Genomic DNA, 25,393 nt, shown 5'->3' with positions numbered 1-25,393 from the left:
GCCCCGCTGAGCAGATGCATCGCACGGCGGGGACGCGCAGAAAGGGCGGTTTCGACAGGTGTTGACGGTCTGAAACATTGCTGTAAGATGCGCGGCCCGCTGACCGGTTTGTGAGGTTGGCGGGGCGCAGAAAACGGCGATTTCGATAAGTGTTGACGAGTCGAAAACATGCTGTAAGATGCGCGGCCCGGTGAGACGGAAGCTTCGGAAAAACGAAGCGGACGACGAGTCGGGAAGCAGCAAAAAGTTTCGCGGACAGGTGTTGACGTTCACGAAAACTACTGTATAGTGTGCGGCTCGCTCGGCCACTTCGGTGGCGAGCACGAAACAAGGCGCTGAGGCCGGTTTCGACGATCTTTGACAGTGTGCGCAGGTGACTTGTGCGGGCGTCTGGCGGGTGGATGATTGTCCATCTTGCAGACGTTCGTAACAGAGTCCAAATGATTGAAGAAAGCATGCAAATGCGAGTAATTGAGTAATGAGGGCCTGGGGCGAAGTCTGCACTCAAAGCATTGATGAAGGCCGCAAGGCTGGAGTCGAAACATTTAAGTGAAGAGTTTGATCCTGGCTCAGAGTGAACGCTGGCGGCAGGCCTAACACATGCAAGTCGAACGGCAGCACAGAGGAGCTTGCTCCTTGGGTGGCGAGTGGCGGACGGGTGAGGAATACGTCGGAATCTGCCTATTTGTGGGGGATAACGTAGGGAAACTTACGCTAATACCGCATACGACCTACGGGTGAAAGCGGAGGACCTTCGGGCTTCGCGCAGATAGATGAGCCGACGTCGGATTAGCTAGTTGGCGGGGTAAAGGCCCACCAAGGCGACGATCCGTAGCTGGTCTGAGAGGATGATCAGCCACACTGGAACTGAGACACGGTCCAGACTCCTACGGGAGGCAGCAGTGGGGAATATTGGACAATGGGCGCAAGCCTGATCCAGCCATGCCGCGTGTGTGAAGAAGGCCTTCGGGTTGTAAAGCACTTTTGTCCGGAAAGAAAAGCTTCGGGTTAATACCCCGAGGTCATGACGGTACCGGAAGAATAAGCACCGGCTAACTTCGTGCCAGCAGCCGCGGTAATACGAAGGGTGCAAGCGTTACTCGGAATTACTGGGCGTAAAGCGTGCGTAGGTGGTTTGTTAAGTCTGATGTGAAAGCCCTGGGCTCAACCTGGGAATGGCATTGGAAACTGGCTTACTAGAGTGCGGTAGAGGGTAGTGGAATTCCCGGTGTAGCAGTGAAATGCGTAGATATCGGGAGGAACATCTGTGGCGAAGGCGACTACCTGGACCAGCACTGACACTGAGGCACGAAAGCGTGGGGAGCAAACAGGATTAGATACCCTGGTAGTCCACGCCCTAAACGATGCGAACTGGATGTTGGGAGCAACTTGGCTCTCAGTATCGAAGCTAACGCGTTAAGTTCGCCGCCTGGGAAGTACGGTCGCAAGACTGAAACTCAAAGGAATTGACGGGGGCCCGCACAAGCGGTGGAGTATGTGGTTTAATTCGATGCAACGCGAAGAACCTTACCTGGTCTTGACATCCACGGAACTTTCCAGAGATGGATTGGTGCCTTCGGGAACCGTGAGACAGGTGCTGCATGGCTGTCGTCAGCTCGTGTCGTGAGATGTTGGGTTAAGTCCCGCAACGAGCGCAACCCTTGTCCTTAGTTGCCAGCACGTAATGGTGGGAACTCTAAGGAGACCGCCGGTGACAAACCGGAGGAAGGTGGGGATGACGTCAAGTCATCATGGCCCTTACGACCAGGGCTACACACGTACTACAATGGTAGGGACAGAGGGCTGCAAACCCGCGAGGGCAAGCCAATCCCAGAAACCCTATCTCAGTCCGGATCGGAGTCTGCAACTCGACTCCGTGAAGTCGGAATCGCTAGTAATCGCAGATCAGCATTGCTGCGGTGAATACGTTCCCGGGCCTTGTACACACCGCCCGTCACACCATGGGAGTTTGTTGCACCAGAAGCAGGTAGCTTAACCTTCGGGAGGGCGCTTGCCACGGTGTGGCCGATGACTGGGGTGAAGTCGTAACAAGGTAGCCGTATCGGAAGGTGCGGCTGGATCACCTCCTTTAGAGACAAAAAGACAGTTAATTGCCTGTCCAGACGTCCGCACAAGTGACCTGCATTTCAGAGTTCCCGATCGCCTTGGGGTGATCGAGGAGTCGTCCCGTTTCGATGGGGCTTTAGCTCAGCTGGGAGAGCACCTGCTTTGCAAGCAGGGGGTCGTCGGTTCGATCCCGACAAGCTCCACCACCTAGCCAGTAAGTAGTCCTTAGGGACGAATTGGGTCTGTAGCTCAGGTGGTTAGAGCGCACCCCTGATAAGGGTGAGGCCGGTGGTTCGAGTCCTCCCAGACCCACCACCCTGGCGAAAGCTGGAGCGAGACAAAACTCTGAACTGCGCACACATAAAGATTTGAAACTTCGAAGGCGCTGAAGCCTTTGAAGTGTTCTTTGAAAAACTGGAATGTAGCGAGCGTTTTGAGACGGAATGTCCAAACGTGTCGTGAGGCTAAGGCGGGGCCCAAGAGGCCCTAACATTTGAAGTTGTTGATTTGTTCGTAAATCGATAATCCTGAGGCAACTTGGGGTTATATGGTCAAGCGAATAAGCGCACACGGTGGATGCCTTGGCGGTCAGAGGCGATGAAGGACGTGACAGCCTGCGAAAAGCGCGGGGGAGCTGGCAATAAGCATTGATCCCGCGATGTCCGAATGGGGAAACCCACCTAGCAATAGGTATCCTGCAGTGAATACATAGCTGCTGGAAGCGAACCCGGAGAACTGAAATATCTAAGTACCCGGAGGAAAAGAAATCAACCGAGATTCCCTAAGTAGTGACGAGCGAACGGGGACTAGCCCTTAAGTTGCATCAGCTTCAGCAAAACGAGTTGGAAAGCTCGGCCATAGAAGGTGACAGCCCTGTATGCGAAGGGGCTGATGCGATGAAATCGAGTAGGGCGGGGCACGAGAAACCCTGTCTGAACATGGGGGGACCATCCTCCAAGGCTAAATACTCCTGACCGACCGATAGTGAACCAGTACCGTGAGGGAAAGGCGAAAAGAACCCTGGTGAAGGGAGTGAAATAGACCCTGAAACCGTGTGCGTACAAGCAGTAGGAGCTCCGCAAGGAGTGACTGCGTACCTTTTGTATAATGGGTCAGCGACTTACTGTTCGTGGCAAGCTTAACCGTATAGGGGAGGCGAAGGGAAACCGAGTCTGATAAGGGCGCATAGTCGCGGGCAGTAGACCCGAAACCGGGGTGATCTAGTCATGCCCAGGGTGAAGGTTGAGTAACATCAACTGGAGGCCCGAACCCACTCCCGTTGCAAAGGCAGGGGATGAGGTATGATTAGGAGTGAAAAGCTAATCGAACCCGGAGATAGCTGGTTCTCCTCGAAAGCTATTTAGGTAGCGCCTCGGACGAATACTACTGGGGGTAGAGCACTGTTATGGCTAGGGGGTCATTGCGACTTACCAAACCATGGCAAACTCCGAATACCAGTACGTACTATCCGGGAGACACACGGCGGGTGCTAACGTCCGTCGTGAAAAGGGAAACAACCCAGACCCACAGCTAAGGTCCCAAATTTATCGCTAAGTGGTGAACGATGTGGAAAGGCACAGACAGCCAGGAGGTTGGCTTAGAAGCAGCCACCCTTTAAAGAAAGCGCAATAGCTCACTGGTCGAGTCGGTCTGCGCGGAAGATTTAACGGGGCTAAGCGATAAACCGAAGCTTGGGGTGCATCACTTTGTGATGCGCGGTAGAGGAGCGTTCCGTAAGCCGTTGAAGGTGGATTGAGAAGTCCGCTGGAGGTATCGGAAGTGCGAATGCTGACATGAGTAACGATAATGCGGGTGAAAAGCCCGCACGCCGAAAGCCCAAGGTTTCCTTGCGCAACGTTAATCGACGCAGGGTGAGTCGGCCCCTAAGGCGAGGCAGAAATGCGTAGTCGATGGGAAGCAGGTTAATATTCCTGCACCTCGCGTAAGTGCGATGGAGGGACGGAGAAGGTTAAGCAGGCCAGGCGTTGGTTGTCCTGGTGAGAGAGTTGAGGCGGTCCCCTTAGGCAAATCCGGGGGGGCAACGTTGAGACTAAGGACCGGTCCTTTTGGACTAGGCTGCTGATATCACGCTTCCAGGAAAAGCTCCTAAGCTTCAGCTTACGCAGACCGTACCGTAAACCGACACAGGTGGGCAGGATGAGAATTCTAAGGCGCTTGAGAGAACTCGGGTGAAGGAACTAGGCAAAATAGCACCGTAACTTCGGGAGAAGGTGCGCCCTTTCTGGTGAATAGCTGGGAGGGGCCGCAGTGACCAGGCCGCTGCGACTGTTTATCAAAAACACAGCACTCTGCAAACACGAAAGTGGACGTATAGGGTGTGACGCCTGCCCGGTGCTGGAAGGTTAATTGATGGGGTCAGCCGCAAGGCGAAGCTCTTGATCGAAGCCCCAGTAAACGGCGGCCGTAACTATAACGGTCCTAAGGTAGCGAAATTCCTTGTCGGGTAAGTTCCGACCTGCACGAATGGCGTAACGACAGCGGCGCTGTCTCCACCCGAGACTCAGTGAAATTGAAATCGCTGTGAAGATGCAGCGTTCCCGCGGCAAGACGGAAAGACCCCGTGAACCTTTACTATAGCTTTACACTGAACGTTGAGTTCGTCTGTGTAGGATAGGTGGGAGGCTATGAAACCATGGCGCTAGCTGTGGTGGAGCCATCCTTGAAATACCACCCTGTCGTGCTTGACGTTCTAACCTAGGCCCGTAATCCGGGTCGGGGACCGTGTATGGTGGGTAGTTTGACTGGGGCGGTCTCCTCCCAAAGTGTAACGGAGGAGCACGAAGGTACGCTCAGCGCGGTCGGACATCGCGCACTGTGTGCAAAGGCATAAGCGTGCTTGACTGCAAGATCGACGGATCAAGCAGGTACGAAAGTAGGTCTTAGTGATCCGGTGGTTCTGTATGGAAGGGCCATCGCTCAACGGATAAAAGGTACTCCGGGGATAACAGGCTGATACCGCCCAAGAGTTCATATCGACGGCGGTGTTTGGCACCTCGATGTCGGCTCATCACATCCTGGGGCTGTAGTCGGTCCCAAGGGTATGGCTGTTCGCCATTTAAAGTGGTACGCGAGCTGGGTTCAGAACGTCGTGAGACAGTTCGGTCCCTATCTGTCGTGGGCGTTGGAGATTTGAGAGGGGCTGCTCCTAGTACGAGAGGACCGGAGTGGACGAACCTCTGGTGTTCCGGTTGTCACGCCAGTGGCACTGCCGGGTAGCTATGTTCGGAAGCGATAACCGCTGAAAGCATCTAAGCGGGAAGCGCGCCTCAAGATGAGATCTCCCGGGACTTTAAGTCCCCTAAAGGAACCATCAAGACTAGGTGGTTGATAGGCAGGGTGTGTAAGTGCGGCAACGCATTGAGCTAACCTGTACTAATGATCCGTGTGGCTTGACCATATAACCTCAAGTTGCCTTGGCTTCATTGACACGTTTAAGACGTTTCGCCCAAAATACTGTTCGCTACATTCCAACTTATTCGCAGAAGACGGAGATCATCCCGTCTGAAGCATCCCAACGAGAGCGTGCGCGCTTCTTCAATACACCGAAGACGGCGACCCTCCACCCTCTCCCTGGTGATAATAGCTGTGTGGCACCACCCGATCCCATCCCGAACTCGGAAGTGAAACGCACATGCGCCGATGGTAGTGTGGCCTAAGCCATGCAAGAGTAGGTCATCGCCAGGGGCTTTACCCTAAAACGCCGCAACCCACAGGTTGCGGCGTTTTTCTTTGGCCGCGTGTTAAGCGAATCCCGGCGGCCGACCGTTTTGCGGCGATGCCACTTAATACGATTAAGCGTCCGACATTAACTTCCGGCCCGCCGCCGATAATCGTGCGCCCTCCGGGGTGCGCCGAAACCACAATGCCGACTGCATCCATCGAAGCGGCGAGCCCTCGCCAGGGTAGGAGCGGCGCGAGCCGCGACCACGCTGTCGCGGTCTTGCCGCGCATCGATCAGCAAGATCAGATCCAGATCAAACGCCTAAAGCTTCCGCCACTAAAGCGGCGGGTTACTTTCTTTTGTCATAAGCAACAAAAGAAAGGTAACCAAAGAAAAAATGCTTCTCTTTGAATCACCAGCCCGCACGAGCGGTGCTTCCGCAGGGCTTTTTCATACGGGACATCCCTGTCCCGATGAAAAACGGCGCGCATCCCTGCGCGCCGCCCTCCGGGTCTCCAGGTGTTCTCGCGAGGTCGCTACTGCGCCAAGCTCATTACGGCAACGGCAACGGCAACGGCAACGGCAACGGCAACGGCAACGGCAACGGCAACGGCAACGGCAACGGCAACGGCAACGGCAACGGCTACGCTCGGTTTGCCGACATGGGCGGCTTTGGGTTCGGCTTCGGAGAAGCGATGTCCGGGAAACCAGGGCAGCACCATTGGCGTGGGCACGTCCGCGGCGCCTGGGCTCCTGTCTATGCAACTTCTTATGACCGCCGAAGACTTGATGGTCAGCAACTGCGGCCAGGCTTACACCGACTTTGGGCGGATGTCCGGGGCCATATAAGCACGTTAGACTTCTTTCGGGTCACCCATCAGCGATTCGCGCGTCGGTCCACACGTGCCCGGCGACGCCCCGGGATCGCAAGGAGAAGCACGATGAAGTTCACAATTACCGGCAAGGTCCGCCGCTAAGTCGGCGCTTGCGGTACCGGGCGATGCCCGGGCCGCCTCCGGCTGAACGACCGTCGTTCCGGGCCTTTATGGCCCTGGATCGCTCGCGCTCGTCCGCCGCCTAACTCCCGTCATCCGATCCGGCGCCATCCGCGCCGCTCGTCCTCGCATCGCTGTTTCCGCGCCTGTTTCGGCTCGGGGAACGCGACACGCACGGGAGTCTTTCCAAGTTCAAACAAGGCTCAACGCCATGATTATTTTTCGTTGGTTCGAATCGTTGATCGACCCGTTCCGGCCGGCGCCGGAGACCATGCCGCCGAGCACCGTCACGGGGTTCTACCGGCATTTCATAAGACAGGCCTGGCCGGTGTTCGCGGTCCTGACCGTCGTTGGTTTCCTGGTCGCGATCGTCGAGGTCGCGATGTTCGACTACCTCGGCCGTGTCATCGACCTGGTCAACACCACATCGAGTAAGGAACTGTTCGCGCAGCATGGCGGCGAGTTGGCGTGGATGGCCGTGGTGATGCTGTTGGCGCGGCCGCTGTTCCTCGGCTTGCACGATTTGCTGCTCAATCAGACGGTGCATCCGAGCATGACCAACCTGGTGCGGTGGCAGACCCACCGCTACATGCTCAAGCAAAGTCTTAGTTTCTTCCAGAACGATTTCGCCGGCCGCGTCGCGAACCGGATCATGCAGACCGGTCCGTCCCTGCGCGAGTCCACGACCCAGGCCTTCGATGCGATCTGGTACGTGATCGTGTATTCGGCGTCGGCGATCTATCTGTTCGCGCAGGCGGACGTTTGGCTGGTGTTGCCGTTGGCGGTGTGGATCGTGGCCTACATCGGTCTGCTGCGTTACTTCGTGCCTCGGGTGAAGCTGCGTTCGTGGCGGGCGTCGGACGCGCGTTCCAAATTGATGGGGCGCATCGTCGACGGCTACTCCAACATCGCCACGCTCAAGCTGTTCGCGCACTCGCGGCGCGAAGAGGAGTACGTTGCCGAAGCGATGATCGAGCAGACCCAACGCTCGCGCGACATGACTCGTATGACCACGTTGATGGGCGTGAGCATCACTACGCTCAACGGTCTGTTGATCGTCGGCACCACGGGTCTGGCTCTGTGGCTTTGGCACCAGGGTTCGATCACGGTCGGCGCTATCGCCTTGGCGACCGGGTTGGTGATCCGTATCCACAATATGTCGGGCTGGATCATGTGGACGATCAACGGCATCTTCGAGGACATCGGCACGGTGCAGGACGGCATCGAGACGATCTCGCGCCCGCTGACGGTGGTCGATCGCCACGATGCCAGAGCTCTGCAAGTCAGCGACGGCAGCGTGCGGTTCGAGAACGTGCACTTCCACTACGGACAGAACAGCGGTTTGATCGCCGACCTGGACCTGATGGTAAAACCCGGCGAGAAGATCGGCCTGGTGGGGCCGTCGGGTGCGGGCAAGTCGACGCTGATGAATATCCTGTTGCGTCTGTACGACCTCGAAGGCGGTCGTATCCTGATCGACGGCCAGGACATCGCCGGCGTGACCCAGGAAAGCCTGCGTTCGCAGATCGGCGTGGTCACCCAGGACACCTCCCTGCTGCATCGTTCGATACGCGACAACCTGCTATACGGCCGTCCCGATGCGAGCGAAGCGGAGATGGCCGAGGCGGCGCGTCAGGCACGTGCCGACGAGTTCATCCCGCGCCTGGTCGATGGCGAGGGGCGGGTCGGTTACGAGGCCCTGGTCGGCGAACGCGGCGTCAAGCTGTCGGGCGGCCAACGGCAACGGATCGCGATCGCGCGCGTGTTGCTCAAGAACGCGCCGATCCTGATCCTCGATGAGGCGACTTCGGCGTTGGATTCCGAGGCCGAAGCGGCGATCCAGGACAGCCTGGAGACCTTGATGACGGGCAAGACGGTGATCGCGATCGCCCACCGCCTGTCGACGATCGCGCGCATGGATCGACTGGTGGTGATGGATAAGGGCCGCATCATCGAGACGGGTACGCATGAGGAACTGATCGCCCGCGATGGTTTGTATGCGCGCCTGTGGAAGCGGCAGACCGGTGGGTTCGTCGCGGTAGAGGCATAAGTTCGGAACGGGGGCTTCGACGCCCTCACCCCAACCCCTCTCCCGCCAGCGGGAGAGGGGCTTGAGTTTCGCCGTCGTACAGCGAGCGGTGAACGATGGCGATGCTCGGGCTGGTTCCTGGCATATCGCGAAGAGCGGTGGCATCGAAGCGGCGTGGCTCCCACTGCAGGAGCGACGTGAGTCGCGGCACTCGAACCGAAATTCGCAGCGCACAGCCGTCGAGGCGTCAGAACAGCGAGCCGGTGGTGCCGCGGCCGTCGTCGTCGCTTTTGTCGCGTTGTTTGCGGCCCCAGCCGCCGACGCCGGAAGAACGATGCATCGGCGACGGCCCCGGCGGCGGCAATGGCTTGCCGGGGTGCTCGCGCGCTTCGCGATGGGCGTGCTCGGCCATGACGTTGAACTCGCGCAGGCGCCGCAACCACAGTTCGTTCATGCTCGGGTCCGGCACCAGTGCCGTGGCGCCGAGGTCGGCTTCGGCGGATTCTTCCGGGATGTGGCTGAAGGGGATGCGCATCGGCGCGGCGCCTTGCGCGAGTGCGTCCTGCATCGCGCCGAAATACAGGCGGTTATTGCCGTAGCGTTGATTGACTTGGTCGAGCACGCGGGTCAGTGCCTGTTTGCGCCCGCGTTCGACGAACAGCGAGCCGCTGTCGGCGGCGTTGGGCTGCAGGTCGATCAAGGACACCGCGACCGATAGCGGCGGGAAGCGTTTGACGTTCCAACGTCCGCTGGCGGCGCCGCGCATCAGCGGTTGCAGCGCGTCGGCCATGAGTTGCAGCAGTGTGGGGGTGTCGTCGAGCGCGGCGAACGACATATTGCGGCTGAAGCGTTCTTCCTTGCCGGCGAAGCGCACGTGCAGGCTCATCCCGCGCGCCTGGCAACGCTCGCCGCGCATCCGCATCGCCGCCTTGGCGAGCAGTTTGAACAGCACCGAGCGCATGCTGTCGGCGCTGCGCATCTGCGGGTCGAGCACGTGCGAATGACCGACCGAACCGACTGCCTTGCGCTGCCGCGAAGTCGGTTCGATGCCGCGCAACTGCGCCCAGAAGCGCTCGCCTTCGACCCCGCCCCAGACCGCGCGTAAATGTTCGCGCGGCGCCGCGGTCAGTTGTTCGACGCTGTCGATGCCGGCGTTGCGCAGGCGCTGCAGCATCGACGGGCCGACGCCGCACAGGTCCTGCAATTCCAGGCCATGCAGTGCCTGCGGCAGATCGCCGAGTTCTAGCACGGTGAGGCCATCGACCTTCTGCATGTCGGAGGCGGTCTTGGCCAGGAAGGTATTGGGGGCGATGCCGATCGAGCAACGGATCGCCGGAGCGAGCCCGCGATCGATCAAGGTCTGCTTGATCCGGTGGGCGATGGCGATGGCGTTGTCGCGCTGGCGTTCGCGGCCGATCAGGCGGCAAGCGACTTCGTCGATCGACAGCGGTTCGCCGTCGATCGGAATGCAATCCTGGATCGCCGCGATCAAACGGTGATGCAGATCGACGTAGCGCGCCGGACGCGCTTCGACGATGGCGATATCCGGGCAGCGCGCCAGTGCTTCGTGCACCGGCGTGCCGGTCTTGATGCCGTGGACCTTGGCCTCGCGGCTGGCGGCGATGCAGCAGGTGGTCGCCGCCAGCACCGGCACTACGCCGACCGGGCGTCCGCGCAATTCCTCGCGGTCGAATTGCTCGACCGAGGCGAAGTAGGAATTGAAGTCGACGAACAGGCAGCGCAGGGTCATGGCGGCGGGCCGGCATGGAGTTCGGTATCGCGCCGCGCAACCGGCCGCCCTGGATGCCTCGGGCGGGCGGTGCGGACGACCTGCCGATTTTGGCGGCAGGCCGTCTCGTCTGTTGAGAGACGTTCTAAATCAGTGATTTACAGAACGATCGGCGGCTCGCCGCCGACGATGACGATGTCGGCCGGGCGGCGTGCGAACAGACCAACGCTGACCACGCCGGGGATCTGGTTGATCGCCGATTCCATCGCCACCGGGTCGATGATCGCCAGGCCGTGGATGTCGAGGATGAGGTTGCCGTTGTCGGTGACCACGCCGGCGCCGTTGGCGTCCTGGCGCCACACCGGCTGGCCGCGGGTCATCGCCAGGATCTCGCGCGCGACCAGGCTGCGCGCCATCGGCACGACCTCGACCGGCAGCGGGAACTTGCCGAGCACATCGACGCGCTTGGCCGGATCGACGATGCAGACGAACTTCGCGCTGGCCTCGGCGATGATCTTCTCGCGCGTGAGCGCCGCGCCGCCGCCCTTGATCAGGCGCTTGTGCGGATCGCATTCGTCGGCGCCGTCGACGTACAGCGACAGCGGGCCGGTGGCGTTGAGGTCGAGCACTTCGATGCCGAGCGCCTGCAGGCGTGCGGTGCTCTGTTCGGAGCTCGACACCGCGCCCTTGATGCGCTCCTTGTGCCGGCCCAGGGCCTCGATGAAATAGGCGACGGTGGAACCGGTGCCTACGCCGACGATCATGCCGTCTTCGATGTAGTCGATGGCTTTTTCGCCGGCCAGGCGCTTTGCTTCGGACATGTGGGGCTCGGGAATCGAACAGCGGGAATGGAGAATCGGGAATCGGGAATCGGGAATCGGTAAAGCAAGCAGTGCGGGGAACCCGGGAGGAGCGAGGAACGCTTCTGCGATTCCCCATTCTCCATTCCCGATTCCCGGCCTCATTCCATCGACAACAACACCTTCCACTGCGCCGCCGTCACCGGCAGCACCGAGAGGCGATTGCCGCGGCGGGTCAGGGCGAAGTCCTCGCCGAGGTCGTCGGCGCGGGCCTTGATCTCGTCAAGCGGGATCACCCGCTCGAACTTGCGCTCGAAGGCGACGTCTACCAACAGCCAGCGCGGGTCTTCGCGCGAGCTCTTGCCGTCGTAGTAGTCGGACTTGGCGTCGAACTGGGTCGGGTCCGGATAGGCTTCGCTGGCGATCGTGGCGAGGCCGGCGATGCCGGGCACGGCGGTGTTGGAGTGATAGAACAACACGCCATCGCCGACCTTCATGCCGTCGCGCATGAAATTGCGGGCCTGATAGTTGCGCACGCCGTTCCAGGGTTCGGTACGGACGCGTTGCAGATCGTCGATGGAAAACGTGTCCGGTTCGGACTTCATCAGCCAGTAGCGGCGGCGTGCGGTCATGCGGTGCTCAACGGTCAGACGAACAGGGGGGAACGGCAGTCCAGAGTCTGGACTTCCGTACAGACCGCATCGAGCGCTACGTCCCAATCGGCGTTGTCGAGCGCATCGACGCGTTGCAGTTCGAACGCGGCGCCGGCCAGCCACGGCGGGGCCGGGCTGCGTTGGCGGAACGCGAAGCTGCGATCGTACCAGCCGCCTCCCATGCCGAGCCGGTGGCCGCGCGGGTCGAAGCCGACCAGCGGCAGTACCACCAGGCTCATTTGTTCAGGCTCGAGCAGCGAGCTGGGGCTGACGTCCGGCTCGGGGATGCCGAAGCGGTTGCCGACCAGGGCGTCGCCCGGGCGCCAGGGGGCGAAGCGCAGGCGCTGGTCTTCGTGCAGCACCGGCAGGCAGTACACGCAGCCGGGCGGCAGGCGCAGTTGCCAGACGTGCAGGGCGATCTCGCCATCCATGGCCCAATAACCGGCGACATAGCCGGTGGCGGGCGCGAACGGCAGCGCCAGCAGACGTGCGGCCAGGGATTCGGCGGCGGCGATGCGCGCGGGGGCGGCGAGATTGCGGCGTTGCGCGCGCAGTTCGCGGCGCAGCGTCGTACGGTCAACCGTCATTCGGCGCGGGGTCCTGGGGGAAAACGGAAGCGCGGGCGCTCCGGACAAGGCAACGGGCGCGAATCACTTTCGTGACGTCGCGCCCGTTCCGGGATGAGTAGTCCTCCGCCGATGTCGATGCGTGCGAAACGACCTTGAACCCGGGGTTCAAGTGGGAACGCTTGGAGATCTTCGGGCTTCCCGCTGCGAGGCGGACTTGCACTCCGGATTCCCGTTGCGCCCCCGTGGTCGTAATTAAGGGACAAGGCGAATGTTTGCGCACGCCGTCGAGCACAGCAGAGGACGTGCGCGGAGTATAGCGCGCGTATCGACCGCAGCGGCCCCGCTCGTCGGCGACGCTGCGTTGCGGTTCATACGCTTGATCGATCCGCCAATGCGGATGAACGGGGCCCGATGAAACAAGCGTGATGCGGCAAAACCCGATGCGAGGACGCTCGAAGTCACAAAAACCGCTTGCGGCAAGGCCTTTTCGGGGAAGAGCGAGCTGCCCGGGGTCAGCGGATCGCGGCGTCGAACAGGCTGTCGAGCTTGCGATGCAGTTCGTCGAGAGTGCGCGAGATTTCGCGGTCGCGGTGGTCGCCGTCGCCGCGCAGTTGCTGCAGTTCGTGGGCGAAGTTGAGCGCGGCGAGCACGGCGACGCGGTCGAGCGCGGCCATGCGGTTGCTGCCGCGGATCTCGCGCATCTTGCTGTCGAGCATACGCGCGGCGGCAAGCAGGTCGTCGCGTTCGGACGGTTCGCAGCCGACGGTGTATTCGCGGTCGAGCAGGCGGATGCTGACGGCTTCGCTGGTCGTGCTCATCGGGTCGGATTCACGTGTGCTGCTCCAGCGACTTCAGTCGCGCGATCATGGCCTCGACGCGGGTGCGGGCCTGCTCGTTCTTGGCCAACAGCGCCGAGCGCTCGCCGACCAGTTGTTCCTGCTGTTGACGCAGGCTGCGGTTCTCTTCGCTGAGACGACGCACGCGATCGCCGAGTTCGTCGACGCGGGTCAGCAGCGACTGCAATTCGGTGATGAGTTCGGTGCGATCCATCCCGGCACGATGGCAGGCCGGGGCGGGGGCGGTCAAGGCGCTGTCGGGAATCGGCAATCGGGAGTCGGGAATCGGTCAGCCGTCGGGTCGATGGCGGCTTTGGGGCGGCGTGAGGGCGCGCCGGGGGCGGCGGCATCGCGGGGCGCGATGCGACGCGGTCGCGGCCTGCGCCGCGACTCCCCCAATGGCCAGGAAGCCCGCCCGATTCCCGATTCCCGGCCGTCAGCGCGCCGCGCGCACGCTCAGCGGGGGCTGCCATTGCTGGATGAAGGCCAGGCAGTCGTCGGCTTCGAGCGGCCGGGCCAACCAATAGCCCTGGATCTCGTCGCAACCGTGGGCCAGCAGGAATTCCATCTGCTCTTCCAGCTCCACGCCCTCGGCGACCACGTTCAGGCCCAGCGAGTGGGCCATGGTGATCACCGTGCTGGTGATCGCCTCGTCGTCGGGGTCGCGGGTCAGGTCGCCGATGAATTCCTTGTCGATCTTCAGGGTGTTGATCGGCAGGCGCTTGAGGTAAGCGAGCGAGGAATAGCCGGTGCCGAAGTCGTCGACCGCCAGGGCCACGCCGAGTTCGCGCAAGGCCTGCATGGTGTTGGAGGTGTGCGCGGCGTTGGCCATGATCACGCTTTCGGTCAGTTCCAGCTCCAGGCGCCACGGCGGGATGCCGCTTTCGCTGAGGGCGCGCGCGACCATCTTCGGCAGATCGCCGCGCAACAGTTGGATCGCCGAAACGTTGACCGAGATCGACAACTGGTCGAGCCCCTGCTGGCGCCACTGGCGCAGGCGGCTGCAGGCCTCGCGCATCGCCCATTCGCCGATTTCCAGGATCAGGCCGCTTTCCTCGGCCAACGGGATGAACTGCGAAGGCGGGATGTTGCCGTACTCGGCGCTGTTCCAGCGCAGCAGCGCCTCGACCCCGGTGATGCGCGCTTCCGGCAGCGACAGGCGCGGCTGGAACACCAGACGCAGCTCGTTGCGGTCCAGCACCTTGCGCAGCGCCGCCGAGATCGTCGCGCGTTGGCGGATCTCGATGTCCATCGCCTCGGTGTAGCGCATGAAGGTGCGCCGGCCGGCCGCCTTGGCCTGGTACATCGCGGTGTCGGCGTGCTTGAGCAGGTCGGTCGGGACCTGGGCGTGATCGGGGTAGAGGCTGATGCCGATCGACGGCGAGATGGCGACGTCGTGGCGTTCGTCGAAATCCAGCGGCGCCTCGAAGGCCTTGATCAGGCGCCGGGCGACGTCCTCGGCCTGTTCCGGCGTCTCCAGGTTTTCGAGCACCACGGTGAATTCGTCGCCGCCCAGGCGGGCGACGGTGTGCTCGGCGCCGACGGTTTCCTGCAGGCGCACCGCGGCGGCGCGCAGGATGCGGTCGCCGGCGGCATGGCCGAGCGAGTCGTTGATGTCCTTGAAGCGGTCCAGGTCGAGGAACAACAGGGCGATGCGGTGGCCGTGGCGGCGCGCCCGCACGATCGCCCGCGACAGCCGCTCCGACAACAGGGTGCGGTTGGGCAGGCTGGTCAGGGTGTCGTAGTTGGCCAGGTAGCGCAGTTCCTGCTCGGCGCGCTTCTGGTCGGTGATGTCGGTCAGCACGGCGACGTAGTGGCCGCGCTGGCCGCTGCTGTCGAGCACGATGCTGGCCTGCAGCCAGCACAGGAATTCGTTGCCGTCCTTGCGCTGTTGCCAGATCTCGCCGGACCAGCGGCCGCTGCGCTGCAGCTCATCGCGCATGTCGCTGTAGAACTCGGGGTCGTGCTGGCGGCTGTCGAGCAGACCGGTGGTCTGGCCGATGACTTCGTTCTCGGGATAGCCGGTCATGCGCGAGAACGCGGGGTTGATCGAGACGAACACGAAGTCGCGGTCGAACACCGCGACCGCCTCGGCCATCGAGCGCAGCACCTCGCTGGAAATGCGCCGTTCGCGTTCGGCGCTGCGCACCGCGGTGACGTCGCGGCCGGTGCCGGCGACCCGCACCGGCTGGCCTTCGGCGTCGCGTTCGACGACCCGGCCGCGGGCGCGCACCCAGCCCCACTCGCCCTTCGGCGTGCGCATGCGGTGTTCGGACAGGAACAGCGCGGCGTCGCCCTTGAGGTGCTTGCGCAGCAGCTCGGTGACGCGGCTCAGGTCGTCGGGATGGATTTCGTGGTCGTCGGCGATGTCGGCCTGCACGCCGATCTCCGGCGACTGCGGGTTGTGGTCGTCCACGCGCATGCGGTGCAGCTCGCGCCGCTTCAGGTCGTAGTCCCAGAACTGTTCGCCGGACGCCCACAGCGCGAGCTTGAGACGTTCTTCGCGTTCGCGGATCTGGGCGAAGTAACCGCGTTCGCGCTGGCGGGCGACGTGCCAGCGCCAGCCGAAGCTCAGGGCCAGGCCGAGCGCGGCCAACGCCGCCAGGGCGATCGCCAGCGGATGCCGCCACAAAGGCGGCTCAACGTTGACCGGGATGCGCAGTTCCTGGGTGTTCCAGACCCCGTCGCGGTTGGTCGATTGGGCGCGGAACACGTAGCGGCCGGGCGGCAGGCGGGTGTAGGTGATGTCCTGTCGCGGGCCGTTGTCGATCCAGTCGCGGTCGAAACCGTCCATGCGGTAGCGATAGCGGATGCCGCTGTTCGGGCCGAAGTCGAGCGCGCCGATGCGCAGCCGCAGGATGCCGGCATCGTTGGGAATCTCCAGCCGGGTCGACTGCCACAGCGTGCTCGAACCGGCGCTGGTGTCGGAACCGATCCAAGCCCCGAGCAGGCGTACCGGCGGGGTGTAGCGCGAGTCGGCGATACGCGCCGGGTCGAACACATTGAGGCCGCGCACGCCGCCGAAGGCGATGCGGCCGTCGGCGAGGATGTCGACCGCGCCGGCGTTGAATTCCAGATCCTGCAGCCCGTCGGCCAGACCGTAGCGGCGGACCAGCGAGGCGCCGCTGTCGAAACGCAGGATGCCGGCGTCGGTGCCGAGCCAGAGGCGGCCGGCGGGACGTTCGGCGATCGAGAACACCACCGGCACCGGATGGTCGCCAAGCACTTCGGCCAGCGGATGGTCGAAGCGGATGCGGCCGTCGCTGTGTTCGACCACCCGGCTCAGGCCGGCCTGGGTGCCGACCCAGATCGAGCCGTCGGCCGACTGGTGCACGGCGCGGACGAAATTGCCCGGCAGGCTGTCGGCCTCGTCGGTGGCATGGCGGTAGTGGCGCAGGTAGCCGGTGGCCGGGTCGAGCAGGTCCAGGCCGTCGCCGGTGCCGAACCAGATCCGGCCCTTGGTGTCTTCGAGCACGGCGTTGACGCGCGGATGGCTCAGGCCCTTGGAATCGCCCTCGCGATAGGCGTAGCGGACCAGGGCACCGGTTTCGGGCAGGTAGTGCAGGGCGCCGATGTCGTCGCTGCCGAGCCAGAGGCTGCCGTCGCGGGCGAACGCCAGCGAGCGCAGGGCGACGTCGCGGTAGCCGCGCAGGTCGATGCTCTCGACCCGGCGGGTGGCCGGGTCCAGGCGCAGCAGGCCCTGGCCGGTCGCCAGCCAGAGCCGGGTCGGCGGCAGCGAGGCCGGTGGATTCGGGTTGTCGGCCTCGGGGCAGGGCTCGCGGGCGATCGCGGCGATGCGGCGCGCACCGGCGTTGGCCGGCAGCAGTGCGGTCATGTCCTGGAAGCGGTCGGCGCCCAGGTCGTAGCGGCGCAGGTGGCCGTTGTCGGTGCCGATCCAGATCGCGCCGAGGTCGTCCTGGGCCAGGCTGCGAATGCTGGCGTCGGAAGCGCCGGCGCCGGTGCGGTCCTCGTCGAGGTCGAGGACGTAGCTGAAGCGGGTGCCGCGCGGGTCGGCGACGGCGACGCCGCGGTACTGGCCGCCGGCCCAGAGCAGGCCGCCGTGATCGATCATCAACGCTTCGATGGTGTCCTCGGGCAGGGTGGCCTCGACACCGGGCTCGGCGTGCACGCGCTGGGAATGGCCGGTTTCGGGGTCGTGGCGGTACAGGCCGTTGCCGAAGCCGGAGATCCAGATCCGCTGATCCGGCGCTTCGATCAGGGCGCGCGCATCGCGCAGCGTCGCCAGGGCCTCGTCCTCGACCTTGACCAGGATGCCGGTGTGGCCGTCGAGCCGGTACAGGCCGTCGACGCCGCCGGCCCAGAGCCGGCCGCGCCGGTCGATCAACACGCTGCGCAGCACCTGGGCGGCGCCGATGCGTTCGATCTTGCCGCTCGGCAGGATCCGGTACAAGCCGGCCGCGCTGGCGAACCAGGCGGTGCCGTCGCGGGCCAGGGCGAGTTCCTGCCAAGGCGATTGCCGGCTCAGTTCGCCGGGCAGGGCCAGCAGCAGCTCGCGTGCGCCGCTGCGCGGGTCCATGCGCTCGAGGCCGGCCAGGGTGCCGATCAGCAGCGAATCGCGCCACGGCAGCAGCGAGACGATCTGGCGTCCGGCCTGCGAATCGGGCGGTTCATAGCGGTGGATCGCGCCGCTGGCCAGGTCGAGCCGGGCCAGGTATTCGGAATGAGTGCCGATCCAGATCGCGCGCTGGCCGTCGAGGGCGAGGGCGGTGACGTAGCTGTCGGGCAGGCTGGCCGGATCGCGCGGGTCGTGCCGATAGGGCACGTAGCGCTGGCCGTCGTAGCGGTGCAGGCCGCCCTGGGTGCCGACCCAGATGAAGCCGTGCGCGTCCTGGGTGAAGGCGGTGACCGAGTTCTGGCTGAGGCCGAGCTCGCTGCCCAGGCGCGAGAAGTAGAAATCGCGCGTGGCCGCATCGGCACGCTGGGTCAGCGCCGCCATGCACAGGAGCAAGGCGATCAGACCGGCAGTCAGCAGGGCGACAGGGGAAGAGGAACGCACGGACACCGTGGCGTGAAGCGCAACAGCCCGCAGTTTAGGCAGGCGCCCGTTGCGGCAACAAGCACTACGGACTCGAATCGCCAGACAGGACAGGATCCTGCGGGTTTCTTCACGCCGCCTGCATTCGCCCGGCATTGCTAAACTGCGGCAACCCTCACGACTTGATGCCTGTGGCCGCGACCGAACTGCCCCTGTTGTCCGATGTCGATGCCGAGAGCCGCGCGCTCTCGCTCGGCGCTTCCGCTTCCGAACTGCACGGCGCGTTGTGCGGCTGGCTCGCCGGCGGCGGCGCCTCGGTGCGCGACTGGCCGGCGCGCGTGCTGGCCGACCAGACCGTCGCGACGCCGGCCGAGAACGGCGCGCTCGATCGCCTGCGCAGCGCCAGCGCCTCGCAACTCGGCGATCGCAGCTTCGGCTTCGATCTGCTGCTGCCCGATACCGAAGCGCCCTTGTCCGAGCGCAGCGGCGCCTTGTTCGATTGGTGCCGGGGTTTCCTCGGCGGTTTCGGCCTCGCCGCCGGCGAGGCCTCCTCGCTGTCGGAGGAAAGCCGCGAAGCGCTCGGCGACTTGGCCCGTCTGGCCGCTGCCTCGCCGCAGGACGACGGCGACGAGGACGACGAAGAAGCCTTGACCGAGATCGAGGAGTTCGTGCGCATCGTCGCGCTGTTGTTGCATGGCGACGTGGCGATGGCGGCGCAGCATCGGCATCGGTTGAACTGATATGAACGCCGCGTTGTCGATGCCGGCCAAGGCCTATGTCCGCCGGCGCAAGCAGTTGATGACGATGGCCGGCGACGACGCGATCGTGATCGTGCCGTCGGCCAACGAGCATATCCGCAGCCGCGATACCCACTACCCGTTCCGCCAGGACTCCGACCTCAGTTACCTGACCGGTTTCCCGGAACCCGAGTCGGTGCTGGTGCTGGTGCCGGGCCGGCGCCATGGCGAGACCTTGCTATTCTGCCGCGAGCGCGATCGCGAGCGCGAAGCCTGGGACGGCCCGCGCTACGGCCCGGAAGGCGCGGTCGAAGCCTTCGGTCTCGACGACGCCTATCCGATCACCGACCTCGACGACATCCTGCCGGGTCTGCTCGAAGGGCGCTCGCGTGTGTACTACCACTTCGGCCGCGATGCCGAGTTCGACCTCAAGCTGATCGGCTGGCTCAACCGCGTGCGCGCGATGGTGCGCCAGGGCGCACAGCCGCCGCACGAATTTCTCGAACTGGGCCATCTGCTCGACGAGTTGCGTCTGTTCAAGGACCGCGACGAAGTGCGCTTCATGCAGCGCGCCGCCGACATCAGCGTGCTGGCCCACGAAGCGGCGATGCGCGCGGCGCGGCCCGGCGTGCGCGAGTACGAGCTGCAGGCCGAAATCGAGTGCGTGTTCCGCCGCCACGACGCCGAGCCCGCCTATGGCAGCATCGTCGGCGCCGGCAGCAACGCCTGCGTGCTGCACTATCGCGCCAACAGCGCGGCCTCGTCCGACGGCGACCTGGTCTTGATCGACGCCGGCGCCGAGTACCGCGGTTACGCCGCCGACATCACCCGCACGTTTCCGGTCAACGGCCGCTTCACTGCGCCGCAACGCGCGCTGCACGACCTGGTCGGAGCCGCCCAGGCCGCGGCCCTGGCGCTGGCCCGCCCCGGCGTGGCCTACGAGGCCGGCCACCTGGCCGCGGTCGAAACCCTGACCGAGGGCCTGCTGCAACTCGGCCTGCTCAAGGGCAAGCTGGAAAAGAACCTGGCCGAAGGCCACTACAAGCGCTTCTATCGGCACAAGACCGGGCACTGGCTGGGCATGGACGTGCACGACGTCGGCGAGTACCGCCTCGACGGCGAGTCGCGTCTGCTCGAACCGGGCATGGTGTTCACCATCGAGCCCGGGCTGTACGTGTCGCCCGACGACAGCAGCGTCGATCCGAAATGGCGCGGCATCGGCATCCGTACCGAAGACGACGTGCTGATCAACAAGGACGGCCATCAGGTGCTGACCGACCGGCTTGCGCGCAGCGCCGACGAGATCGAGGCCTTGATGGCGCGGTGAGCGCCGTCGCCACGAATCTATCCGTGCAGGAGCGACGTGAGTCGCGACAAGGGACGCGCAGAGATGACGTGGCCACCGTCGTTCGTCGAAGCGGCTTGCTCGCCAGGGTAGGAGCGGCGCGAGCCGCGACCGCCATGTCTCAATGTCGCGTCGTCTTCGGGTGTGCCCCTGTAGGAGCGACGTGAGTCGCGACCGCGACCTCGCATTATCGCGCAGATTCTGGCCGCAGCCTGGCCATGGTCGGAACCGCAGCCGAACGCGCCGGACGTGTGGTCGGCGCGCTGAGCGTTATGCAGCAGGGCCCATGCGCTCCAGCACCAGCTCGACGAAACGGCTGAGCTTCGGCAAGGGCTGGCGGTCGCGCGGGTACAACAGATGCACCGGGCGCGGCGGCGGCAGTTGCTCGGCGAACAGCGGCAGCAGCCGGCCGGCGGCGAGGTCGTCGGACAGCAGCACCTCGGGCTGCAGCAAGATGCCGCAGCCGGCCACCGCCGCGCGCCGCAAGGCCTCGCCGTTGTTGGAGGCGAAGCGCCCGCGCAGGCGCAGCGGTTCGGCGGCGATGTGCTCGAAACGCCAGCCAGCGTCGTGATTCCACAGCAGATGATTGAGGCAGCTGTGGTCGACCAGCTCGCGCGGGTCGCTCGGTGTGCCGTGTTCGCGCAAATACTCCGGCGAAGCGCAGACGATCATCCGGTACGGCCGCAAGGGGCGCGCCACCAGATGGTCCGAATCCGGCAAGGGGCCGATCCGGATCGCGACGTCGAAGGCCTCGGCGATCAGGTCGGACATGCGGTCGCTGAGCACCAGTTCGACCGCGACCTCGGGATGGCGCTGCAGGAATTCGGTGACCACCGTGGCGACCGCATTGCCGCCGAGCGTGACCGGCGCGGTGATGCGCAAGCGCCCGCTTGGCTGGCCGTCGTGACGCAGACGTTCGGCGACCGACTCGGCGTGGCGGACCTGGTCGAGGATGCGCCGGCAGTCCTCGAGAAAGCTCTCGCCGACCTCGGTCAGACGCTGCTTGCGCGTATCGCGCTGCAGCAGGCGTGCGCCGAGATGCGCTTCCAACTGGTGAATATGTTTGCCGACCATCACCGCCGACAGGTTCTGAGCCTGGGCCGCGGCGGCGAAACTGCCGGTGTCGGCGACCGCGACGAACACGGCCATGCTGCGCAGCTTGTCCAAGGGCTAACCCGCGGTTAGGGGAGCCCGAAATCCTAGCGCATTCACCGTCGATGCCGCGGCGAGCAGACTGGCCGCCTGTCTTTCATCACGGAGTTCCCATGAAAATCCTCATCGTCGGCGCCAGCGGCACCCTCGGCCGTGCCGTGGCCGAACGCCTTGCCCCGCGGCACGAGATTCTCGCCGCCGGCCGCAGCAGCGCCGACTACCCGGTCGACATCACCGACGATGCCAGCGTCGAGGCCTTGTTCCGCCGCACCGGCAAGCTCGACGCCATCGTCTCCACCGCCGGCGTGCTGCACTTCGGCCCGCTCGAGACGATGCGCCCGGCCGACTTCGCGTTGGGCCTCAACGACAAACTGCTGGGACAGGTGCGCCTGGCCCTGCTGGGCCAGCATCACCTCAACGACGGCGGCTCGATCACCCTGACCACCGGCATCGTCGCCGAAGAACCGATCCGCTCCGGAGCCAACGCCAGCGCGGTCAACAACGCGATCGAGGGTTTCGTGCGTGGCGCCGCATTGGAGTTGCAGCGCGACCTGCGCATCAATGCGGTCAGCCCGAACGTATTGACGGAGTCGTGGGAGGCCTACGGCGCGTTCTTCCCCGGCTTCGAACCGGTCAATGCGACGCGCGCGGCGTTGGCGTATCAGCGCAGTGTCGAAGGGATTCAGAGTGGGCGGGTGTTCAAAGTGTGGTGATTTGATTGGGCGTTCGTGCAAGTTGCAAGTTTGACGAGGCATCTTGCAGTTGCAGTTGCAGTTCGCCGTTGCTGTTGCCGTAAAGATTCTGCTGTTGCTGTTGCTGTGCGTAGCTTGGCACTCGCGAAGGCAATCGAAGACCCGAAGGGCGGCCTGCATGGATGCAGGCCGTTTTTCATCGGGACAGGGATGTCCCGTATGAAAAATCCCCGTGTCGGCATCGATCGTGCGGGCCCTTGATTCAAAGAAAAGCATTTTTCTTTGGTTACCTTTCTTTTGTTGCTTTAGACAAAAGAAAGTAACCCGCCGCTTTAGTGGCGGAAGCTTTTGGCGTTTGATCTTGATCTTGCTTGATGGGAGCGCGGCAAGACCGACGCAGCGCGGTCGCGGCTTGCGCCGCTCCTACCCTGACGGGCTGCTGCCAGCATCGACGCGAGATTGTTGCGACGCGGTCGCGGCTCACGCCGCTCCTACAGGGGAGGGGTTCGCAGCACTGCGTTGCTCAAGCAAGTGCAAAGCTTCCGCCCCCTAAAGGGTGCGGGTAACTTTCTTTTGGCCAAAGCCCCAAAAGTCCGCCTGGATTCCCTTCGGTCAAAAGTCACCAAAGAAAAGTGCTTTTCCTTGACGAAGCTCCCCTGCGAGCACGCAGCCCGCGCCGGGATTTTCCGATAAGACGTCCCTGTCTTATCGGAAAACGCCGCACGTCCTGTGCGGCGCCCTCCGGGTCTCCAGGTGTTCTCGCAAAGTCGAAACTGCGCCAAGCTTTTACGGCAACGGCAACGGCAACGGCAACGGCAACGGCAACGGCAACGGCAACGGCAACGGCAACGGCAACGGCAACCGCAACCGCAACGGCAACGGCCGCGAACCCCTCACAAATGCCGCGGCACCCGCGCCTGCAATAAGGCGACCAGCTCCGGCGCCATGTACTCGTAGTCGTCCGGGATATCCAGACAAACCACGCGCTTGCCGCGCAGTTGCGCGCGGAACTTGCGCTGCAGCTTGCTGCGCTGCGCCTTTTCCATCACGAAGATCAGCTCGGCCCATTCGACCACTTCGGCGCCGAGCGGTTGCTCGGCGTCGTGGTTGAGGCCGGCCGAGGCGACGTCGAGGTCGTCGCGTGCGGCGAATACTTGTTCGGCGGTCGGGCTGCGCAGTTTGTTCTGGCTGCAGACGAACAGGATGCGCCGCACGCGGGGCTCAGGCCGCTTCCGCGAAACCGTCGCGGGTCAGGTTGATCGGCGCGGCGTCGGTGCAGACCACGTCGTCTTCGATGCGGATGCCGCCGAAGGGGCGGAACTGTTCGATGCGGTTCCAGTCGACGCTGCCGGCGTGTTCGCCCTGCTTGAGGCCGTCGAGCAGCAGGTCGACGAAGTACAGGCCGGGTTCGATCGTCACCGCCATGCCGGCTTCGAGCACGCGGGTCAGGCGCAGATACGGATGGCCGGCCGGCTTGTCGATGCGGCCGCCGCGGTCGGACGCGGCGAAGCCGGCGACCTCGTGCACCTGCAGGCCGATGCCGTGGCCGATGCCGTGCGGGAAGAACACGCCGCTGACGCCGGTCGCCACCGCCGCTTCCGGCGAGACCTTGAGCACGCCCGCGTCCTTCAGGATGCCGGCCAGGGCAAGGTGAGCGTCGAGGTGGATGCGCTTGTAGTCGGTGCCGGCGCGGACCTGGTCGCACATCTTCCGCTGCGCGGCGTCGACGGCGTCGATCAGGGCCTGGAATTCGCCGCGGCCGTCGCTGGCGTAGGTGCGGGTGATGTCGCAGGCGTAGCCGTGGTGGCTGGCGCCGGCGTCGATCAGGAAGCTGCGCGACTGCGCCGGCGCTTCGCGGTCGAGTTCCATGTAGTGCAGCACCGCGCCGTTCTGGTTGAGGGCGACGATGTTGCCGTAGGGCAGTTCGTTGGCGTCCTGGCGCGCGGCGCCGCAGTAGGCCAGGTGGATGTCGAACTCGCTCTTGCCGGCGCGGAACGCGGCCTCGGCGGCGCGGTGGGCGCGTACGCCCTTGCGCGTGGCTTCGCGCATCATCGCCACTTCGTACGGGGTTTTGTAGGCGCGGTGGTATTCGAGATAGTCGACGACCGCCGGCGGGTTGTTCGGCACGAAGGCGCGGTCGCCGCCGACGCCGAGCGCGCTCTGCGCTTCGCCGAGGATCGCGCAGCGCGCCGGGTCCTTGGGCAGGTGGGCCAGCGCTTCCTCGGGCTGGCGGATCACGATGACCTCGAAGTGATCGACCCACCAGCCGCTCGGCGCCTGCGGCACGACGTGCCAGTAGTCGAACGGTTGCAGGTAGATCAGCTTGGGCTTATGGCCCGGCGTCGCCACCAGCCAACTGCCGGGGTTGCGGGTCAGCGGCACCCAGGCCTTGAACTGCGGATTCACCGCATAGGGGTAATCGCGATCGTCGAAGACCTGGTAGTGCAAGGTGCCGCTCGGCACCACCAGGTGATCGAACCCGCCGCGTTCCAGCGCCTGCTCGCAGCGGCGCTGCAGTTCGGCGAAGTGCTGCCGGTACAGGGCGTGGGTGTCGAGGACGGACGGATCGGCGGTGCGGGCGGAAGCGTTCATTGCGGGCCTAGCCTGGAGGAAACCCGTCCATTTTGCCGCAATTCGCCGGGGCAGGATTTGCGCCGGCGGGGGGCAGGGCCTTCGTTTCGGCCCTCTCACCTTGCATGTTCTGCGCTCGCCGCAGGCGGGACAGGGAGAACAGTCTGGCGCGGGAACCGCTTACTCGTAGCTGCCGCCGGGCAGGTCCAGCCACTGGCGCAGGTGCTGCATGCCGTCTTCGGGCATGGCGATGAAGCGGAAGCCGGTCCAGGTTTGGCCCGGTACGCTGGCGCGGTCCTGCCACAACAGGTGCGCGCCGACTTCGATCGGCGAGGCGTGCTGGGGGGCGTCGCGCAGGTTGAAGCGCAGTTGGTACAGCGCATCGTCGACCAGCGGCGTGTTGGCGATCAGCATCATCCCGGTCTCGGACAGGTTGCCCAGATGGCCGATCACGGTTTCGGTCATGGTGTCGACGACCTGCACCGTTTCGGCGATGCGGCGGCGACGGGTGCGGCGGAATTCTTCGTTCATGCGTCCGAT

The 25,393-nt window shown here is 64.1% G+C and carries 16 protein-coding genes, 2 tRNA genes, 3 rRNA genes and 1 other RNA gene; 10 read left to right on the top strand and 12 right to left on the bottom strand.

What is annotated here, in order from left to right:
* Window positions 1-546: 546 nt before the first annotated feature.
* The 7 genes from GLA29479_RS18665 (at window position 547) to GLA29479_RS18640 (ending at window position 8,794) form a co-directional block, all read left to right on the top strand.
* Window positions 547-2,091: ribosomal RNA gene (locus tag GLA29479_RS18665) — 16S ribosomal RNA — on the top strand.
* A gap of 106 nt (window positions 2,092-2,197) precedes the next feature.
* A tRNA-Ala gene (locus tag GLA29479_RS18660) sits at window positions 2,198-2,273 on the top strand.
* A gap of 32 nt (window positions 2,274-2,305) precedes the next feature.
* Window positions 2,306-2,382, top strand: a tRNA-Ile gene (locus GLA29479_RS18655).
* 234 nt (window positions 2,383-2,616) lie between these two features.
* Window positions 2,617-5,485, top strand: a 23S ribosomal RNA gene (locus tag GLA29479_RS18650).
* A 172-nt stretch (window positions 5,486-5,657) separates the two neighbouring features.
* Window positions 5,658-5,772: ribosomal RNA gene (rrf, locus tag GLA29479_RS18645) — 5S ribosomal RNA — on the top strand.
* The 16S, 23S and 5S rRNA genes sit together here with 2 tRNA genes alongside, the layout of an rRNA operon.
* A 384-nt stretch (window positions 5,773-6,156) precedes the next feature.
* On the top strand, window positions 6,157-6,726 hold the full coding sequence (locus GLA29479_RS25435; RefSeq protein ID WP_169795583.1) for a hypothetical protein: 570 nt from the start codon (window positions 6,157-6,159) through the stop codon (window positions 6,724-6,726).
* Window positions 6,727-6,961: 235 nt separating this feature from the next.
* A complete protein-coding gene (locus GLA29479_RS18640) occupies window positions 6,962-8,794 on the top strand; it encodes an ABC transporter ATP-binding protein (RefSeq protein WP_144436790.1) in 1,833 nt (610 codons plus the stop codon).
* 226 nt (window positions 8,795-9,020) lie between these two features.
* Here GLA29479_RS18640 and GLA29479_RS18635 read toward each other — a convergent pair whose 3' ends face one another.
* The 8 genes from GLA29479_RS18635 to GLA29479_RS18605 form a co-directional block, all read right to left on the bottom strand.
* Window positions 9,021-10,523: a DNA polymerase Y family protein gene (locus GLA29479_RS18635; RefSeq protein WP_057919082.1), complete on the bottom strand. Its 1,503-nt coding sequence runs from the start codon at window positions 10,521-10,523 to the stop codon at window positions 9,021-9,023.
* 137 nt (window positions 10,524-10,660) lie between these two features.
* Window positions 10,661-11,323 carry a ribose-5-phosphate isomerase RpiA gene (gene rpiA / locus GLA29479_RS18630; protein ID WP_057972478.1) on the bottom strand — a complete coding sequence of 221 codons (663 nt, stop codon included), beginning with the start codon at window positions 11,321-11,323 and terminating at the stop codon, window positions 10,661-10,663.
* A 140-nt stretch (window positions 11,324-11,463) separates the two neighbouring features.
* The gene (locus GLA29479_RS18625; RefSeq protein ID WP_031373968.1) at window positions 11,464-11,934 is read right to left on the bottom strand and encodes an EVE domain-containing protein; all 471 of its coding nucleotides are present in this window, start codon (window positions 11,932-11,934) and stop codon (window positions 11,464-11,466) included.
* Window positions 11,935-11,948: 14 nt separating this feature from the next.
* Window positions 11,949-12,542 carry a 5-formyltetrahydrofolate cyclo-ligase gene (locus tag GLA29479_RS18620; protein ID WP_057972477.1) on the bottom strand — a complete coding sequence of 198 codons (594 nt, stop codon included), beginning with the start codon at window positions 12,540-12,542 and terminating at the stop codon, window positions 11,949-11,951.
* A gap of 98 nt (window positions 12,543-12,640) precedes the next feature.
* Window positions 12,641-12,827: non-coding RNA, 6S RNA (gene ssrS, locus GLA29479_RS23880), on the bottom strand.
* 209 nt (window positions 12,828-13,036) lie between these two features.
* Window positions 13,037-13,342, bottom strand: coding sequence for a cell division protein ZapA (locus GLA29479_RS18615; RefSeq protein WP_031373970.1), 306 nt, complete (start codon window positions 13,340-13,342; stop codon window positions 13,037-13,039).
* 10 nt (window positions 13,343-13,352) lie between these two features.
* Window positions 13,353-13,574 carry a TIGR02449 family protein gene (locus tag GLA29479_RS18610; protein WP_031373971.1) on the bottom strand — a complete coding sequence of 74 codons (222 nt, stop codon included), beginning with the start codon at window positions 13,572-13,574 and terminating at the stop codon, window positions 13,353-13,355.
* A 222-nt stretch (window positions 13,575-13,796) separates the two neighbouring features.
* Complete coding sequence (locus tag GLA29479_RS18605) at window positions 13,797-18,377, bottom strand: EAL domain-containing protein (protein ID WP_169795694.1); 4,581 nt, start codon at window positions 18,375-18,377, stop codon at window positions 13,797-13,799.
* A 170-nt stretch (window positions 18,378-18,547) separates the two neighbouring features.
* Between GLA29479_RS18605 and GLA29479_RS18600 the strand changes: the two genes are divergently transcribed.
* Window positions 18,548-19,096, top strand: coding sequence for a UPF0149 family protein (locus GLA29479_RS18600; protein WP_237051685.1), 549 nt, complete (start codon window positions 18,548-18,550; stop codon window positions 19,094-19,096).
* 1 nt (window position 19,097) lies between these two features.
* On the top strand, window positions 19,098-20,420 hold the full coding sequence (locus tag GLA29479_RS18595; protein WP_057972475.1) for an aminopeptidase P N-terminal domain-containing protein: 1,323 nt from the start codon (window positions 19,098-19,100) through the stop codon (window positions 20,418-20,420).
* Between the two features lie 288 nt (window positions 20,421-20,708).
* Here the strand turns inward: GLA29479_RS18595 and GLA29479_RS18590 are convergent, their stop codons facing one another.
* Entirely contained in the window at window positions 20,709-21,605 is an 897-nt protein-coding gene (locus GLA29479_RS18590; protein ID WP_057972474.1) for a LysR family transcriptional regulator, read from the bottom strand.
* A gap of 98 nt (window positions 21,606-21,703) precedes the next feature.
* On the opposite strand from GLA29479_RS18590, the gene GLA29479_RS18585 reads away from it, so the two are divergent.
* Window positions 21,704-22,303, top strand: a complete 600-nt coding sequence (locus GLA29479_RS18585) for a short chain dehydrogenase (RefSeq protein ID WP_057972473.1) — start codon at window positions 21,704-21,706, stop codon at window positions 22,301-22,303.
* Between the two features lie 872 nt (window positions 22,304-23,175).
* Here GLA29479_RS18585 and GLA29479_RS18580 read toward each other — a convergent pair.
* The 3 genes from GLA29479_RS18580 to GLA29479_RS18570 form a co-directional block, all read right to left on the bottom strand.
* The gene (locus tag GLA29479_RS18580; RefSeq protein WP_057919074.1) at window positions 23,176-23,496 is read right to left on the bottom strand and encodes a low molecular weight protein tyrosine phosphatase family protein; all 321 of its coding nucleotides are present in this window, start codon (window positions 23,494-23,496) and stop codon (window positions 23,176-23,178) included.
* 7 nt (window positions 23,497-23,503) lie between these two features.
* Complete coding sequence (gene pepQ, locus GLA29479_RS18575; protein ID WP_057972472.1) at window positions 23,504-24,874, bottom strand: Xaa-Pro dipeptidase; 1,371 nt, start codon at window positions 24,872-24,874, stop codon at window positions 23,504-23,506.
* A 159-nt stretch (window positions 24,875-25,033) separates the two neighbouring features.
* Complete coding sequence (locus GLA29479_RS18570) at window positions 25,034-25,384, bottom strand: PilZ domain-containing protein (RefSeq protein WP_057919072.1); 351 nt, start codon at window positions 25,382-25,384, stop codon at window positions 25,034-25,036.
* Window positions 25,385-25,393: the final 9 nt, after the last annotated feature.

The sequence above is a fragment of the Lysobacter antibioticus genome (assembly GCF_001442535.1).
Taxonomy (GTDB): domain Bacteria; phylum Pseudomonadota; class Gammaproteobacteria; order Xanthomonadales; family Xanthomonadaceae; genus Lysobacter; species Lysobacter antibioticus.
Note: the sequence above shows the minus strand (reverse complement) of the source record. Positions and strands in the feature narration are given on the sequence as shown.